The following is a 17,576-nucleotide window of genomic DNA, read 5'->3' as shown; positions in this document are numbered from 1 at the left end:
GAACAATTCTTCTATTATATAAAAAAATTTACTCTTTGTAATAATTAAATAAATTTTCAAGTAATCGCGAAAAATAATACATAATTTTTTAACATTATTCTATTAATCCAAACATATTTAGTCTATGCAGCCGTCCTTTTAGGCTCATACTTCGAATATAATTTCCCATATTGTAATATTATTGGTTTCATAAAAAAACTACACAATTAATACAAAATATTAACATTACGCCTACGTCAAATTCATTGTTGTTGTCTCCCCGTAACTAAAGTGTTCCCTTGTGCCATTGATAGATACATTATCGTGACTAAATTGAAATGATCTGTTTCGGAGTTGTGGTTGCGGAGTAGTCAGAAGTGGAGGGGCAGAAGTATCCGAATTCACTACAGCTCGTATTGAGCTGTGCGAAGAGGCGCGAGAGGGCACAGGACTACTCTCTGGAACATCATTTAACGCAGGCTGCGACGTATTGTTGGGCTCCCGCCGACTATTTATAAATTCTCGAAACCGGCTAAGCAAGCCACCGCTCCTATGAGCGGGCTCCGGGGCCAACGGTGATCCTGGCTGTATTTCTCTAGACGGACCTTTAATACCAAGCTTTTTCTTCCCCCACGCTTTCACATTGGTGAAATCCTGCTCGACGTTATTTAGGTTAGTAAAAGCGCCGTGGAGGAAACCAAAGATAGATAAAAGCCCACCCACGAAAGCGAAAGAAACACTCGCTATTTCAAGCCTATTGGCAAGATCCATTCTTGCGTCTGTCCGGTCTTCGGGTGCGGGATCGAAATCTATGGAGCCTTGATTTCCAGTCACCGAAATGCCAGCACCCGCAATGGACGTGGCGGTAGACGTTAAGTTGGCAAGCCCCGAAAGCCCCGCAATACCGATGCCGAGCTTGGAAGCCTTTTTCGCCCCGATAAACGTAGTAGCTACCACGCCTTCCGCTACATCCTCGCCAGTCAGGATACCCCCCTCATCCAGCGCCAAATCCGCAAGCCCGGCGATCGCACTTCCCATCCCCCACAAGCCCAGCGCGAAGGTTGCAATCGAAAATATCCCCCAAATTATTTTGAACGTACTTGCCTGGTGACCGGATGGATCTGTTTTGTTTACGGGGTCTCCTGAACAATAAGCATAGGGATTGATGCCGCCGGGCCCGAATGGAGAATATGAATCGGGCGCATTGAAGCGCATCAGCACAGGATTATAGCCACGATAGCCGTTGCCGAGGTGATAGTGACCCGAGACAGGATCGCTGAACTCGCCATTGAAGCCGATAGTGACAGGATCAGCGCCAGCACCCATCGTCTGGCCATATGGCAAGCATAGGTGCAGTTTAAATTTTTCGTCATTATTTTTTGAAGCGAGGATCGAGCCTTGCGAATTACTCACAGGCAGAAGCAACCCATCCTTGCTCGTCTGGACCAGACAGTCACTGCCGTGATAAAGCCACCGCGTCGCTCGTGTTTGCGCGCCTTTACGATGGATGACGCATTGCGGAAAATGACTGCCGTAGTAAAATTCAAGTTGGCTTTTATCAGGCAATGTCTGCATCCGTCTTTCGCCGTGCGCATCGTAACTGTATAACGATGTTTTGACCTTCGCGCCTTTTCGGGTATTGATCGATGACAAACGACCCATAGCATCATATGTGAGCCGACGACCTTTCTCGTCTTTTTTCAAACAGCCACGGGCGTCATATTCCAAGGAAACTGTCGAACGCTTGCTTGACGGCTGAACTGTTACCAATCTGGTCAGCTGGCAAGGATCGTCAGCATTATCAAAGTAATATGACGTAACATTAGTTTTTCCGGCATAATTCGTTGTGGTGCAGCTGGTTATATTATCAAATGCGTCATAAACAAATGTTTGAGCGCCGGGATCGTTGCTTTGAACATTGCGTTTGCAAGACCAACTCGTTAACCGATTTCGCGCGTCGTAACCGTACTCTTCCACCCAATCCATCTTTTCGCCACGAGACACGCTTCGGGACGCGATGGCACCGCTCTTATCCTCAAAGGTCTGCGCAACGCGCACAGACGCGTCACCATCAGTCGGGGTTACTGTACGGGATATCTCGCGCAGAAATTCGTCTCGCTCAATCGCAGTCGTGGCACGCTCGGCAGTGCCTTCATATACCGTCCAGCGCGATAGCTCTCCCTTCACATAACCGAAGCGGACGGATGCCAATCCATTTGTAACCGCATCTACCGATCCATCCTGCAAATATGTGTAGGTATCCTTGCCACCGTCAACATCGAGATGCGTCAGTATACGGCCAAAAGCAGAAACCGTATTAATTTCAGTCCGCTTGTTTCGATTAGGAAGCTTATAGTCTTTTTTCTTTAAATTTCCCCAGATATCATATTCGTAATCGATGACGGTTTCCCTTCCCGAAACCGTTTCTACGGCTTTTGTCATACTCATTAATCTTGGATCAAATTCGTATTCCTGAATCAGGTCTCCGGTAACTGTAGATCTCTTCGCTAACGCGCAGTCGAGTTCCGGTATATACTCGTTTTTGAAAACAACGCCGTCGGGAGCTGTCACAGTATCAGGTTTTGGAAATGACCCGGCATATGTACAGCTCCATTCACGTCCGCCATGTTTCGCTGATGTAACGCGACCAAATCCATCAAATATCTGGCTTCCAATCTCTTTATCCCGAACCGCTATCGACGTAATAAGCACGTCGCCGCTTTGCGGTGCATAGCTTTGGGTAACCTTATCACCACCAGGCAGCGTGCGTGTTATACACCGCCCCCAACGATCGTAATCATATAACGTTTTGTTGCCACTCCCATCGATATGTTCGCGGAGCTTTTTCATGCCATCATAATAACTATTTTCAGTCGCAATGACTTCGTTGCGCTTGTTCCGCCATGTCGTAGATATGGGCAGATCGCGTGCATCAAGCTGAGTCACAACGGACGCTGCTGATACATCTCTGCTCGAAACCGCGCCGGGCGCCTTGTCGTCGCTCCAGGTCATCGTCACCACGCGATTCATTAGATCATGATCCAACTCTGTAAAACGCTGGTTCACCAAATTCGTGAAGCGGGATCGCTTACACCAATTATTATAATCAATCCTGGTTTGCTCTTTTATAATATTCTTATCGCCATCATAATCATATTCTGTTATTTCCACGATGTTGCCATGATCTCCATACGCAAACTCCGAGTGGGTAACCCAAACGTTATCAACTTTCCGTTCCTCCTTTATTTGCCGAGCACCGCCATCATACCATCGTCGTATCTGCGCTCCACTGGCGAAGGTAAGCGTTTCTGTTGGCAGAAGCACTTCTTTATCTATATCTGACGGCAAGAATTGATAACTTTTATTGAAAACCCTCAAATACTTACTTGTTTCAGAAGCGAGTTTAACTTCTTTAACTTGTCCATGAACATTATAATATATATCTGACCTAACGTTGAATCTATCCCACTCAGCCAAAACACGTCCTGTTCTACATGAGTATTGAGATTTTGTAACAATATCGTCCTTGCTGTCGTAAGTTGTGATTGTCTCCGTTGTCGTTAATGTGTCACTATAATCAGAGTATTCATATTTGTAATTTTCATTGCGAATATATTCTTTTCCACTCTCGTCCACAATTGTCTTAATATTGCATTTTAATCTTCCAAATAACAAACTATCGCTTTTTTCATCGAAATAGCTCACTCCTTTTTTATACAAATATTTCCATTTCCCGCTAATTGAATCAAAAACGCTGTAATCCTGGCTACATCCCAGCACCGCATAAGCAACCGGCATATTTGGATCATTAATGTCGCCGCCGACATCCAGTTGAATATATTTATACTCGTCCTTATATTTACTTGATTTCCATATCTGACCCGTGGAACTCGTCTTTGCCGGCGAGGTAACAGTTTGGGTTTTGATGAACCTTTGCAACCTGCCAGGGCTCGGTGGACAGGCGCCAGTTTCGCCGTTTATATCGAAATATTCCCAATCAATTTGGGTCCCGTCATTGGCGGTGCAACTTTTCTTGGTTCCATCATCGTTGTAGGTGAATGTAGTTTCATAAACATCACCTTTTTCGATCCCAATACTACGCTGGACCTTAATACTCTTGGGGCACTTATAATACTTCGGAAGATCATGGAACGTGCTCCCATCAATCCAGTAATCTACCGTTACAGCCGTTTTGGAATCGCCCTTACCTGAGATTTGCGATACCATTAAATGAAATGAGTTAAAGGTTCGTTCTGTTACAATATCGCCACCATCACTTTTAAGTGTTTCTTTTGTACAGTACCTATAGTTACTATCTATTATATTGAATATATTGTCATCTTCTTCGTTGTATTCAGAAAAACTTCCACCAAAACCAAGATAATTTGTTCCATTATATTTTTCTGATTTAAAGTCGTACACAACCACCACCGGAGGTTGCCCACCATTGAACGTACGAGTATAAGTGCGCACGCACGGAACTGACACTCTATGACCCGCTTCTGCTGGATAGTGCATCGCGTCTGGCAGATAATCTACCGTTTCAATCATTCCGTTTGGATACTTGACGTAATTTAAAGGCGCGCCAAGTTGTGCATTGATTGAGCGATCGTAATCAAATTTCCAAACCCAGTCTCCGATTTGAAGTTCTGTTAAAAATCCGTTGGACTTAACGGCGACTATATCAAATTTTTCAGAATCCTCGCCATCCGGCCACAATGAGAAAGCTGCCCTTCCGCCGCTGTAGGTTGCGCTAAGCAATTGTTCATCGTCAGCACCATATATCGATGCGAGACTGGCTGTTGTATTTGATTGAGGCTGGTTCCAGGACAATTCTATATACCCCCCTAACGGAGAAAATATTCTTGTCGGATACCAAATTCCATTATTATTGCTACCAAGTATTTCAATACCACCAGTATTGTGGGTTATACGGTACGAATTATCCTGCGTCTTCCCGAAATTGAATGACTTTATCTTCGTCTGTCGAATAGTAAATCCAGAATCAACTTCGATCTTGTACTTTTCACCCGATGGAAGATGCAAGGTCTGGCTATTTTCGTCGTAGCACGTCCAGTTAAGTTGCCACCCCCTACCGAACCCACAATCAAGATCCACAAATGGCGCATAGTTCAACACTAATGATTGTTCCGGTCCCTTCAGCTTATTTGCGAAAAGATTGGCTAGCGGAATAGTTACGCTGTATAATCCTGTCCTGGAATCCACGTTTGTCTTTGTTGAATCATTCATATTTATAGAATGAGTAAAATAATCAGGCATATCTAATCTCTATTTTAATTTATTGATTTTTGCTATATAATATCTTTAAGAAAAATGAAGTTGACGTTCGTTTCACCATGATATTCGCCCGGTGCCTTAAGATTTAATGTGACGGCTTGAGCCACTTCGCTAATTATATTTATCGTTGCAGTCCCATCTGCATGAACAGGTATACTCGTTTGCTGTGTCCAGCCGTTGATGTAAGCCGATCCCGTAATCACCGCATTGATGGATGCAACGCCCCGTTCTGCAATCAGCCAAATTGAGCAACGCATGATGCTATCAGCAACGGCTCCCGTGGTCCGGCTGTACGACTGAACGCCCCCAGAGCCAGCCCTGTTGACAGCAAAAGAAAGATCTACCGATTTGCTAAATAGTAAATCAGATTCGTATACTAAAAGGTTTATGGATTCTTTGGTCTCTATAAAGGGACGGGACGTGTATACCTCTAAATAGAATACGCCATCACCGTTTAATTCGAAATCGTAATCCGTTCCTGGGGCCGACGCATCAACAATCCTGGCACCTGCTGTTACGTCCGCTTTCATTTTTGCTTTGGGAGGACCATAGACTTTGATAACGTTATTGGGCAGCAGAAGCGGGAATGTCACATCTCGGGACCCAGATTCCTGAGTGGCAATCAATGTCAGCTGATCCAATCCAGCAAATGAGATCAGAACGCTTGTGTCTGGAGAGACTGGTCTGATGTCGCCGGGCTGGGCGAATTCTATCTTATAATGGGCCGTTCCAATACCGCCATCTCCAAGCACGAGAACGTTTGTGGCCGGAATTCTGCTTTCAACATAACCTTGCGCAACATCGGCTGGCTGGATAGTAATCGGGGCGGATTCAAAAGATGCTTCGGGAACAGAGGCTCCTGAGGCATCGGACCCGCTCCAGAAGAACTTTACAGCATCCCCCTGCATCATGCGGGCATATGTAGCTCTGATGCGAGCGCCATCATTTTTCTGGATTGAGCTTTTGAATAACTTCCCGTTGCGAGCATCCGGGAAGGTTGGCGGCGGCGGCTTTATCGCGGTGCTGTTAATGATTCTTACAGTTGTCGAAATCGAGGTTCCAACATTATCGGACGCATCCGTTACAGTGTACCAAACTGTCTTGAGACCGTTATCGATTTTATTGTTTTGAAACAGCAAATCAAAGGGCACAGGGTAACCACCCCCTAGGTCCGGCGCCGGGACGAGCTGAGGCACTGAACTCACATCATCCAAAAAGGCAACAAGAATGTCACCCTTTCTGATATTGCTATAGGCTGGCACACGTACAGTAATGGATCCGATAATACGCTGGACGTCGATTATGCCGTTTTCAGCCTGTGGCAGCAGGGGGGCAACGAGCGTTGGATTGTCCATGATGAATGGTCCATTCAGTTATTGCGTAATTGGAAAATTGACAAAACTCAACCGAACGGTAAAAAACTCACCATCAGGGCTTTCAGGCAAGGCAACAGTTACCTTATTCTCCCCCGGCCAAAAGCTCGCGAGAGAGATCGTCGCGCTACCATCCTGGTCCAGCGGAACAAATGCACCCGCCGGATCGCCAGTGTTTCCGAGAAGAAATGCTTTGCCATCCACCCGTATGGCGAGTTTGGTGAGTGTGCCTATATCTATCACGACCGGATTGACGATTACGTATATGGTGCAGGGCGTAACACCATCAGATGGAGCACCGGTCGTATTGTTTTGGGAGTGGAGTTTCAGGTCGCCTAGTCCAAAAAGACCAAAAACAACATTACCACTGATGGTATTTTGCGGATTATCGCGGTCAGTAATTGTTACTGTTACGCTGGGGGATACATCCCGCTCCCCCAAACTGAGCTTTCTGGCGATATGAAACTGTCCGAGGCCATTGGCATTTAAGGTGAACGAATATATCGTGCCAAATGACGCCTCGCGAATGCCGGCGTCCCCAGTGATCCGCGCAGTAAGAGCAGCGCCCGGAGAACCATAGACCGTTGCAATATTTGATGGCTTGATACCAGTATGTTTGGCGTCATCAGGCCCCGACCCTTGGGTAATATTTAGTTGTAACGGGATATAAGCCATTTTTAAAGCTCGTTAAGTTCAATTAGTAAGCTTTAAGCTGGTCGGCGCGACGGTATCCAGGAAATGCCAGGTAATCATTGAATAAATTTTTTGCGGAGATCCGGCCGGCTGGACAAAGTATTCTGCATAAAAGTCGCCCGGTCTTAATTGGTACGATTCATATCCCTGCACAACTCCACGAGCAAATTGAAATTTTACAGAGCCATTCGTAATATCTGTAGAAGAAAGTATTATTTTGGCATCGAATGCTGCGTTCTTGTCCGAACCTGTCTTGGGGTCCAGCCCGTTAAGATAGATCGTTAATATTATAGCATCCCCGGCTTTGGGCGTCATCCACCCAGGACCAGGAGCAACGTCAACCTTTACATTCAGAAAACCATTTTCGATGGTATTTAAATTCACAGTATTTAAGTATAAATTTTCTACGACCGGGGCTGGCAAGTCTCGTGGTTGTATAGTTGGATCAGGCTTGTTTTCGCCTCGCCCTCCCGATGCGTTGAACCTATAAAATAAAGAGGTCACAACGCCTGCTATCTTATCAGCGACAACATAATAGAATTTGTTCCGGTTAGTGTCTCCTGCACCTGTTTTGAAGAACGCCTTTCGAACTGTCAAATCTATAATGGCCGGAGGCACCGGGCCATCAAAAAAGACATTAAAGTACGTTGCAAGCTTGTTATCATCAGCGAAGAATAATATTAGTGTATCTGTACTATAAAAAGAACTACTATTCGTTGTGATAACACAGTTCACTGTGTCACCTGCAGACGTGTTCAGGTCAAGGTTCCCTTGCTGATCTCGCCCAAGCTCCACTCCAGGTTCCTGCAATGCATATACACTGGGCTTAAGGGCATCAAATATCACAATCGGACTATATGTTTGCGGCTGGCTTGCAACAGCAGTACATCTGACGGCAAGATACGCCGGTTCCATTCCGGGGAGAAAGAATATAGTTGCAACACCTTTACTATCTGTTACCGTTCGATATACTTCTTTTTTTATAGTCGCCTGGTCATCAAAATCAGGAATTAAAGGATTTGTTGAATTTAATGAATCAAATGCCATTACATACTTAAACGACCCTGTATTATATTGTTCTCCCCATTCAACAATATAATCCTTTATCGGTTTTTTATTGTTATCGAGAATAGTTAAAGAGTATTCCGCCTTTTGCGCAGAAAGCTCCGGGCTTATTATGGTCTCGACTGTTGTGAAGTATATGGGATTCGGGTCCGGAGAAACAGCCGTTACGTTAGCGCTTCTACCAACCTTTACTTGTATTTTACCTGGTATACTTTCGACAACAATATTTGATACTACCGTAAGGGAAACTAAAGAAGTTTCAACCAGGTTCGGTGCGACATTGATAAAAAAGTCGGCAGTATACCGCTTCGGTGGCACTTTGGGATCAGGGGAAGGAACGGCGTTCATGAGCCTTTTTTTTGCCCCAGAGATCACCGCATTATAATCATTACTTGATAAAGTAGCGAATATTTTAGAAGAATCGTCAGGTAGCGGGTCGTTCAAATCCAGAAAGACTGTAATTTTTTCTGTGGCACCCATACGTAGTTCTCGTTTCTCCGAGATATCGAATTTAAAAGTACCCACTACCATCTTATTCTCCATAAGTTAAATATTTTATATCATATATAAATTTTATTATTTCTATAATATTCTTAATTTACAACTGTCAATGTTGACAACATTTACAATTGAAAACTACAATCTGAAAATCATAGAAATTATTATTTTATTCTAAAAATATTATAAGGTTAGGTAACGGCATGAATATTAGACACATAGTTCTAAAGCCCAAACATTGCATTTATGTTCTGTCCATAGCACTGTTTATGAACGGTTTTGCACCTGTTTATGCTCAAAGTCTTCCGGACTGGGGCGGCGCCGGTGTTCCTGGTCCTAGGGGAGCGAATGGCGGGCGTGGTGGATCGACTATCGAGGGCGGTGGGTTTGGCGGGGACGCGAGCATCGACGACCCCGGTCTCGCGCCCTCTAACGGGACGGGCGGGAATGGCGCAAACGGAACCTTTGGCGGGACAGGCGGGGCAGGCGGGGCGCCAGGATTGATCGGTGACACGCCGCCGCCGCCACTTAGTGATGTGAATGGCAACGCTGGCACTGACGGAATTGCCGGTGGCGGTGGCGGTGGCGGTGGCGCAGGCCTCCTGTATGATTCGGCGACCGTTCCATCCCCTTCTATTGTCGCCGGCAAAGTTACGATTATTATTCCCGGCGCAGGTTCGTTAAGCCGAGGCACGATCCGTGGCGGGCCAGGCGGCAGCGGATCATGTGCCGCCCAGTCGCAATGCGGTGGTGGCGGTGGCGGCGGCGCCGGATTGGTCATCCACAACGACAGCGACTACACACTGGAAATTCAAGCGGATAGAATTTTCGGAGGAGACGGTGGCAGCGGAAGTGGTTCCGATGCCGGTGCCGGCGGCGGCGGCGCAGCTGCTGTTATATTTGGATCAAGTCCGGTCATCATCAATATGGCTGAAAATAGAGCGGCAGGTGCGGTAAGTTCCATTTTTAGTGGCAAGGGCGGCGGCGATGGCGCTAACAGTGGCGACGGCCTTATTCTTAATGACGGTAACAATGTGATCGTCAGAGCGGCTGCCGCAACCGCTGCTCAGAATAAAATTATACATGTCGACACGGCAGACGGAACCGCGACTGATCCGAATGTGGGCAAACTTGGAACGGCAGTGGTTTTTTCCGGCAGTGAGGCAAACCTCATGCTGCAAGGCGGCATGAATATTGAGGGTGGCACCCCGAACGGGACTCAGGAATCAAAGACCGGCCTGGCCGTTTATTTTCGAGGCAATGGTAACCGCCTGACCCTGACCACAAACGACATGGCCTCATCTATCAGTCAGTCACCGAATTCCCAGGGGGTCCCATTGAGCGCCAGTGAGCAACTGGTTTTGATGCACGGAGACAACAATACAATTGAACTGCATCCAAATACGTCGATAGAGGGAATTCTAAACTCTACCGGCACAAATAATGGAATCGTACTCGGTGGCATGCGAGCGGACAGCGAGAACCATCCCAGCACATTTGATCTGTCCAAGCTGGTTAGCGGAACCTACAGTTCAACAACTGTAACCGATACCCCTTTTTACGGCATTGAACGTCTCGAAAAGACCGGGGCAAGCTGGTGGACAGTCGACAATGCTCAGGAAAGTGCCGCCCCGTGGACGATCATAGAAGGTCGCCTTGTCATGGGTTTGGCCGGAGATCTCCAGAACTCTAGCAAAATCACGATTGGCACGCCCGATACCCAACAGCACCTTCGCGCCATGTTAAATCTTGGCAATCTGGCGACGGGTTCAATATTCAAAATTCAAGGACTTGCCGGCTCTGGGCGGGGCTTGATTGATGATTGCGGACAACTGGCACCGGGAGAGGAGACGTGTGCGGAGAGCGAGCCCCGCAGTAATGCCAAATTGGTTATAACAAATGCACAAAGCGACGAATATGCGGGACAGATTCAAACCAAGAGTGGCCTGGAAGTTGCTGGCGGCACCCAGATTTTCACTGGTGACGTCAACAATCTAGGCAATGTGGCCATTACAGGAACCGGCGTGCTGCAACTAGGAAACGATAGTGTACACGGGGCTTTGGCTGATCTTCCCGTACAGATCGACACCAACGCCACACTCGTCTTCAAAAGAAGCAACGAGATCGTCTTCGGGAGTGTTTTGACGGGATCCGGCACGATTGAGCAAAATGGAACAGACCAATTGTCCTTCAACGCAGATAGTTCCAGCTTCAATGGTCAGACACTCTTGAATGTCGGCTCGCTGTGGATCGAGGACAATGCCGTATTAGGCGGAACTGTAGCCGCCAGCAGCGGAACCACCCTGGCTGGCAAAGGCACGATTGTCGGCGATACAACAACCAGCGACAACGCCACGTTCAACGGACAACAGGGCTATGTGTTCACATTCAGAAGCGACCTGATGCTTTCAAATGCAACGAATGTGAATGTAAAGCTTGGTCCAGCAACGAATTTTTCCGCCCTTTTCGACGTCCGACAGGATCTTACGCTCGACGGCGTTTTAAATATCGAGGATTTGGGCGCTTTCGGACCGGGGCGTTATCGCCTGTTCGATTATGGCGGCAATCTCACCGATAATATAATGACGATCGGCACGGTGCCCACCCACATTGATCCACAGCTATTGTCAATTGATGCCAGCACCCAACATCAGGTCGATCTGCTTTTTGGTGGCACTATAGCCAGCCTCAACTACTGGGACGGCGGCGATCCTGCCAAGCATAATAACAACCAGGTTGATGGTGGTGACGGAACCTGGGATACAATTAACAACAACTGGACAACGAAGGTTGGCGCGCCAAACGGTCCCTGGGACAATGGAAACTACGCTATGTTCGAGGGGAGTGCCGGTACTGTCAAGGTAGACAATAATCCGGGCGATATCAGAACTAAGGGACTGGTATTCTCGGTTGGCGGTTACAGGCTTGTCGACCAACACATCACCCTCGTCGACACCAACACCACTCCCGTTATACGCGTCGGTAATAGCAGCTCGGCAAGTGACTCCATGATCGCCACCGTGGCCAGCGAGCTACGCGGGACACAGGGCTTCAAGAAAACCGACTTAGGTACACTGATCCTGACCGGGAACAATACTTATACAGGAGTCACGACGATCAGCCAGGGCATCGTGCAACTCGGTGATGGCGGCACAACGGGAAGCATTCTCGGCGACGTCGTGGTGGAAAGTAACATCTATGATTATGGCACTCTCGCATTCAATCGCTCCGACGAAACAGACTTTAACGGCCAGATCAGCGGCGACGGTGCTGTCCTGCAGAATGGAAGCGGTGTCACCGTTTTCAAAGGCGACAACAACTTTACTGGCGGTCTGACGGTCGCCCAGGGAACCGCCCGTGCAGGCATTGTGAATCACGCATTTGGTGCGGGACTTCTGAATGTACAGGCCGGTGCCATGGCCGATCTGGACGGGTTCAATACCACGGTCGGCGGGCTTACCGGTAGCGGCAATGTTACTCTTCGGAATGCTGCGCTCTCCCTCGACCAGAATTTTGATACGACCTTCTCTGGAAACATTTCGGGAAATGGCGATCTGATCAAGAATGGCACCGGCATCTTCACGCTCACTGGCCCGAACAGTTATACAGGAAACGCAGTCGTCAACGATGGTACACTCTTTCAAGGGCAGAGCAGAGCTTTCAGCCAAACCGCCGTTTATATGGTCGGACAAGACGCAGTGCTGGCTTTCGGCGGCTTCGAAACGAAAGTTGCTGGTTTGACGAATAGCGGCGCTGTTCGCTTCGGCGGGACCGGGGGAACCACAATCACTGTAAACGGCAATTACATCGGCGCGGACGGTTCGTTGCTGATGAACGTCGTTCTGCAGGGTGATGGTTCAAAGACGGATATGCTCAAAGTTCTAGGGGACACGGCAGGCTCCACTAGCCTCAGGTTCATCAACCGTGGCGGGACGGGAGAACAAACGGTGGAGGGCATCAAGGTCGTCGACATTGTCGGCCAATCGAATGGCAATTTCAGTCTGAACGGAGACTATACGACTTGGGACGGAGAAAAAGCAATCGTTGCCGGTGCCTTTGCCTATACGCTGCATAAGGGCGGCGTAAGCACGCCAGGCGACGGTGACTGGTATCTGCGCAGCGAATTGAAAGATGGTCCCGGGCCAAGATACGGCCCTGCCATTCCCGTCTATGAAGGCATGATCCAAGCAATGCAGGCGCTCAACAGTCTGCCGACGTTGCAACAGCGCACCGGCAATCGCTATTGGTCAGACGCCAATGAAACCGCTGCAAAACCGGACCGCAAATCTAGCCAGACTAGCTCTGCGCGGCTCTATGATAGGCAGGATGCTGCATCAAACCGCACGGTGTGGGGACGCATTGAAGGCGCGCATAATCACTTCGAACCGGCAACCTCCGCAACGGCAACAAGTGTGAATGTAAATGTGTTCCAATTACAGGCCGGGGTCGACGGACAATTCTACGAAAACCACCTGGGTAAATTGGTCGGCAGTATCACTGGTCAATATGGCACGTCGCATTCCAACATTTCATCGATCTATGGTGATGGCTCGATACAAATGCAGGGATGGTCACTCGGCACGGCGCTAACATGGTACGGCGACAGCGGCTTTTATGCCGATGGTCAGGCACAGGCCACTTGGTACGATAGCGATCTGTCTTCCAGCACGTCCAGCTCCGACATTGCCGATAGTCGAAAGGGCTTCGGTTATGCCCTCTCCATCGAAACAGGCAAACGTTTCGGGCTGAACGACCATTGGTCGCTAACCCCGCAGATACAGCTGATGTGGTCGTCTGTTTCTTTCAACAGCTTCAACGATATCTGGGGCGCGGATGTATCGCTGCATGACGGCGACAGTTTACGGGGGCGCCTTGGCCTTTCTGCGGATTACAGAAACACATGGTACGGGGCAGACGGCACGTTCAACCTTGCCAATATTTACGGCATCGTCAATCTCTACCAGGACTTCCTCGGCGATATGCGCTTCAAGGTGGCGGATGTAACCTTCGATACCGCAAACAGCCGCACGTGGGGCGGCATTGGTGGCGGCGGTACCTATAGCTGGGCGAGCGAGCGCTATGCCATCTATGGCGAAGGCTCTCTTAACTCGCCTCTCAACCGTCTTGGCGATAGTTACACCGTCAAAGGATCGGTGGGCTTCAAAGTCCGGTGGTGAGACCGCTTGATTGAAATAGAACGCTGGCCTTTCCGGTCAGCGTTCTCTCACTTTGAATAGAAACTTCACGGCAGTCTCTCCTTCTCACGACAATAATCCGGAATTGGCGTTGCCTCGAAAGCTGCGCGCCCTTAAAGTCTGGCCAGCATTGGCAAATATATTCCGAATTCATGAAAAGCACGGCTTCTGATTCTCCTCTTCTGTTCGACATTCCGCTCGTGCCCGACTTCTCTGAAGAAGCGAGGCTGCTGGCGCGTGGGCTTCGCCATATTGTCGGCATCGATGAAGCGGGGCGCGGGCCTCTGGCCGGGCCGGTCGTAGCTGCCGCCGTGCTGCTGGACGCAAGCGACGTTCCCGACGGGCTAGACGATTCCAAACGTCTCAATGCAGCCAAGCGCGATGCGCTCTATGAGACTATTCTGGCGAAGGCCATAAGCGTCTCTGTTGCAAGTCTCAGCGCCCGCAGCATCGATGTCAGCGATATTCGGAAAGCTGCTTTGGAAGCCATGCGTCGCGCCGTACACGGGCTGATCTTACAGCCATGCCACGCATTGATCGATGGGCGCGATGTACCACCTGGCCTGCCCTGCCCCGGTTCTGCCCTCGTGAAGGGCGATCAGCGCTCCGTATCGATTGCTGCGGCTTCCATCGTCGCCAAAGTGACGCGGGATCGCATGATGGAGCGCGCAGGCAGCGTTCACACGGTCTACGGCATGGAAGTGCATGCAGGCTATGCAACCGCCCGTCACCGCGCCGCCATTGAAAGCGACGGCCCTATCCCCGGCCTGCACCGTTACACTTTCGCACCGATCAAGGGACGCTTTGAGCCTCACACTTAAGCGCATCGTGTAGATGCGAAACGCCTGAACGGAAATCAGTCCGCCGGAATGAGCCCTTATCCGGCTCGATCCAAAAAGATGCGAGCGCAAAACCGGAAGCTGCACCGATCGAATCCTAGTGGATTATGAGGCGCCGCTGGCGGCGATCAACCAGATCGCGCCGGTTATGTCATCCATCGCCCCCGGTAGCTCCATTCTTTTCGAATACTCGGCATGTCCCTGAATGGCTCATCCATTCCATTGGTATGCACCGCCGAATTGGCGCACCCTCTCCGAGGCCTTATTAAAACAAAAATGCCGCCCTTTCAGGCGGCATTTCAAAACTCAAAAGGTCGCGAGAACCTTAGTTCATGTTCGATTTGACCTGAACCAGTGCGTCCTTGAACAGACCGCCTGAAACCTTGGTGTCAACCTTGTCTGCGACAAGCTTGCCAGCGGCAGCAACGGCGAGATCGACAGCCGAAGCGCGGACAGCATTTATAGCGTCGACTTCAGCGGTTGCGATCTTCTGTTCAGCCAGCTTGTTACGGCGGGCCACATATTCTTCAGTCGCACGCTTGGCGTCTTCGAGAAGAGCCTTGGCTTCGCGTTCGGCAGCGGCGACGATATCGCCTGCTTCCTTTTCGGCTTCCTTGCGCTTGCGATGGTACTCGGCCAGAAGTTGCTGTGCTTCTTCACGCAGCGTACGGGCTTCTTCCAGTTCCTTCTTGATATGATCGGCACGCTCATCGAGCGAACGACCAACCATGGCTGGAACTTTCAGATAGGCGAGGATCGCCAGGAAGATGATGAGGCCAACAAGTGCCCAAAATGTAGCGTCCATTGTCCTCTCCTCAGGCGTTCACGGCCTTGACAGCGGCTGTTACCGAAGCCTTGTCGGCCTTGGTGCCCAGAAGCTGTTCGACGATTTCAGCCGTGGTTTCCTCGGCGATGGTGCCGACGTCGCTCATGGCCTTGGCCTTGATCGCAGCGATGCGGTCTTCGGCGTCCTTGAGCTTGCCTTCCAGCGCGGCTTCGGCAGCAGCGCGTTCGGCGTCTGCTTCGCCCTTGCCTTTTTCGCGAGCAGCTTCGGCGATCGAAGCGGCCTTGGTGCGGGCCTGGGCCAGTTCCTGCTCATAAGCAACGATGGCGTTATCGGCATCCTGCTTGAGACGGGCAGCCTGCTCGAGATCCTGGGCGATACGGTCACGACGGGTTTCGATCACGCCGCCAATGCGCGGCAGAACCACGCGCGACATGAACAGATAGAAAAGACCGAACGTGATCGCCAGCCACAGAAGCTGCGAGGCGTAGTGGGTGGAATCGAACGGAGGGAATACGCCGCTGCCGTGTCCGGCATCCTGCGCGACCCCGGTTTCGGTGTGCACAGCATCAGCTGCGCCGTGCTCACCAGCAGCTGGTGCCGGTTGCGATTCGGTGGCGGTTTGGGCAAACGCCGTGGACACGAACATCCAGATTTCCCCTTAAATCGAGCATGATCTGATCCGAAAACCGGTTCCCGTCTTCCGGGATCATGCCTACTCGAACGTCATATGCAAAGGCCAGCCGCGCTGCATTTCAAGATACAGATCGCGGCAGGCCAGACTCTTGAACCGTTTATTAGACGGCGAAGAGGAGCAGAAGCGCGATGAGCAGCGAGAAGATGCCCAGAGCTTCCGTAACGGCGAAACCGAACACCAGACGGCCGAACTGGCTGTCAGCAGCGGACGGGTTGCGCAGAGCGCCGGAGAGGTATTGGCCGAAGATGTTGCCGAGGCCGAGAGCCGTACCGGCCATACCGAAACAGGCGAGACCGGCGCCGATGTACTTTGCTGCTTCCGCTTCCATGTTAAGCTCCTTCTGGATTGAAATATAAGCGCGGATTTCAGTTCTGGCGGTCGCCCGCCGGTTTGAACTCAGTGTCCCGGATGTACTGCGTCGTTGATGTACATGCAGGTGAGAACGGTAAACACGTAGGCCTGGAGGAAGGCTACGAGGAATTCGAGTGCGGTGATCGCAACCGTCATGATGAGCGGCAGCACCGCGCCGCCGACGCCGATGGGCCCAAGTGCGGCCAGCGAAACAACGAAGCCAGCAAAAACCTTGAGCGTGATGTGGCCTGCAAGCATGTTCGCAAAAAGACGAACCGAGAGGCTGATCGGACGCGACAGGAACGAGATGATTTCAATGGCAACAACCAGCGGCACGATGATGCCGGGAACACCGCTCGGCACGAACAGCTTGAGGAAGCCGAAACCATGCTTGAAGAAACCGTAGACGATGACCGTACCGATGACCAGGCACGCGAGAGCGAACGTCACGATGATCTGGCTGGTGACAGTGTAGAAATACGGGAAGAGACCGATGAAATTCGCGACCAGCACGAACATGAACAGCGAGAAGACGAAGGGGAAGAACTTCATACCCTTCGAACCAGCCGAATCCCGCAGGCTTGTCGCCACGAATTCATAGGCCATTTCCGAAACCGACTGCAGACGGGTCGGGATAAGACCGCGACCCGACGACGTCAGATAAAGGAAGCCCGAAGCGACCACGACGGTTGCGACCATGAAAGCCGAAACATTCGTGAACGACAGGTCAACGCCGCCTACATCGATGGGAATCCACCGAGAAATCTGGAACTGATGGATCGGATCGTTCGCCACCTTAACCTC

At 50.0% G+C, this 17,576-nt stretch carries 10 protein-coding genes; 2 read left to right on the top strand and 8 right to left on the bottom strand.

Annotated features, from left to right (window positions below):
• Positions 1–231 precede the first annotated feature (231 nt).
• From FIC94_RS14775 to FIC94_RS14760, 4 genes are read right to left on the bottom strand one after another with little or no spacing between them, the layout of a single operon-like run.
• Positions 232–5,259: an RHS repeat-associated core domain-containing protein gene (locus FIC94_RS14775; protein WP_140025411.1), complete on the bottom strand. Its 5,028-nt coding sequence runs from the start codon at positions 5,257–5,259 to the stop codon at positions 232–234.
• A 32-nt stretch (positions 5,260–5,291) separates the two neighbouring features.
• On the bottom strand, positions 5,292–6,632 hold the full coding sequence (locus FIC94_RS14770) for a hypothetical protein (protein ID WP_140025410.1): 1,341 nt from the start codon (positions 6,630–6,632) through the stop codon (positions 5,292–5,294).
• 18 nt (positions 6,633–6,650) lie between these two features.
• Positions 6,651–7,325 carry a hypothetical protein gene (locus FIC94_RS14765; RefSeq protein WP_140025409.1) on the bottom strand — a complete coding sequence of 225 codons (675 nt, stop codon included), beginning with the start codon at positions 7,323–7,325 and terminating at the stop codon, positions 6,651–6,653.
• 18 nt (positions 7,326–7,343) lie between these two features.
• Positions 7,344–8,939, bottom strand: a complete 1,596-nt coding sequence (locus tag FIC94_RS14760; protein ID WP_140025408.1) for a hypothetical protein — start codon at positions 8,937–8,939, stop codon at positions 7,344–7,346.
• Positions 8,940–9,406: 467 nt separating this feature from the next.
• On the opposite strand from FIC94_RS14760, the gene FIC94_RS14755 reads away from it, so the two are divergent.
• Positions 9,407–14,083 (top strand): autotransporter outer membrane beta-barrel domain-containing protein, encoded by a 4,677-nt coding sequence (locus tag FIC94_RS14755; protein ID WP_140025407.1) that lies wholly within the window; start codon positions 9,407–9,409, stop codon positions 14,081–14,083.
• Between the two features lie 170 nt (positions 14,084–14,253).
• Positions 14,254–14,922 (top strand): ribonuclease HII, encoded by a 669-nt coding sequence (rnhB, locus tag FIC94_RS14750; RefSeq protein WP_140025406.1) that lies wholly within the window; start codon positions 14,254–14,256, stop codon positions 14,920–14,922.
• Between the two features lie 343 nt (positions 14,923–15,265).
• Here rnhB and FIC94_RS14745 read toward each other — a convergent pair whose 3' ends face one another.
• The 4 genes from FIC94_RS14745 to FIC94_RS14730 form a co-directional block, all read right to left on the bottom strand.
• Positions 15,266–15,745 carry a F0F1 ATP synthase subunit B gene (locus tag FIC94_RS14745; protein WP_109368424.1) on the bottom strand — a complete coding sequence of 160 codons (480 nt, stop codon included), beginning with the start codon at positions 15,743–15,745 and terminating at the stop codon, positions 15,266–15,268.
• Positions 15,746–15,755: 10 nt separating this feature from the next.
• Positions 15,756–16,373, bottom strand: a complete 618-nt coding sequence (locus tag FIC94_RS14740) for a F0F1 ATP synthase subunit B (protein WP_140025405.1) — start codon at positions 16,371–16,373, stop codon at positions 15,756–15,758.
• Positions 16,374–16,521: 148 nt separating this feature from the next.
• Positions 16,522–16,749: a F0F1 ATP synthase subunit C gene (locus FIC94_RS14735; RefSeq protein ID WP_002963544.1), complete on the bottom strand. Its 228-nt coding sequence runs from the start codon at positions 16,747–16,749 to the stop codon at positions 16,522–16,524.
• A gap of 68 nt (positions 16,750–16,817) precedes the next feature.
• Complete coding sequence (locus FIC94_RS14730) at positions 16,818–17,567, bottom strand: F0F1 ATP synthase subunit A (RefSeq protein ID WP_109368422.1); 750 nt, start codon at positions 17,565–17,567, stop codon at positions 16,818–16,820.
• Positions 17,568–17,576: the final 9 nt, after the last annotated feature.

Origin of the sequence: Ochrobactrum teleogrylli, from assembly GCF_006376685.1 — a bacterium.
Lineage (GTDB): Bacteria > Pseudomonadota > Alphaproteobacteria > Rhizobiales > Rhizobiaceae > Brucella > Brucella teleogrylli.
This window is presented reverse-complemented; position numbering and strand designations above follow the sequence as displayed.

Excerpts from the sequence above, each read along its gene's own strand:
- FIC94_RS14775 (WP_140025411.1), bottom strand. The coding sequence starts at position 5,259 with ATGCCTGATTATTTTACTCATTCTATAAATATGAATGATTCAACAAAG.
- FIC94_RS14770 (WP_140025410.1), bottom strand. The coding sequence starts at position 6,632 with ATGGACAATCCAACGCTCGTTGCCCCCCTGCTGCCACAGGCTGAAAAC.
- FIC94_RS14765 (WP_140025409.1), bottom strand. The coding sequence starts at position 7,325 with ATGGCTTATATCCCGTTACAACTAAATATTACCCAAGGGTCGGGGCCT.
- FIC94_RS14760 (WP_140025408.1), bottom strand. The coding sequence starts at position 8,939 with ATGGTAGTGGGTACTTTTAAATTCGATATCTCGGAGAAACGAGAACTA.
- rnhB (WP_140025406.1), top strand. The coding sequence starts at position 14,254 with ATGAAAAGCACGGCTTCTGATTCTCCTCTTCTGTTCGACATTCCGCTC.
- FIC94_RS14745 (WP_109368424.1), bottom strand. The coding sequence starts at position 15,745 with ATGGACGCTACATTTTGGGCACTTGTTGGCCTCATCATCTTCCTGGCG.
- FIC94_RS14740 (WP_140025405.1), bottom strand. The coding sequence starts at position 16,373 with ATGTTCGTGTCCACGGCGTTTGCCCAAACCGCCACCGAATCGCAACCG.
- FIC94_RS14735 (WP_002963544.1), bottom strand. The coding sequence starts at position 16,749 with ATGGAAGCGGAAGCAGCAAAGTACATCGGCGCCGGTCTCGCCTGTTTC.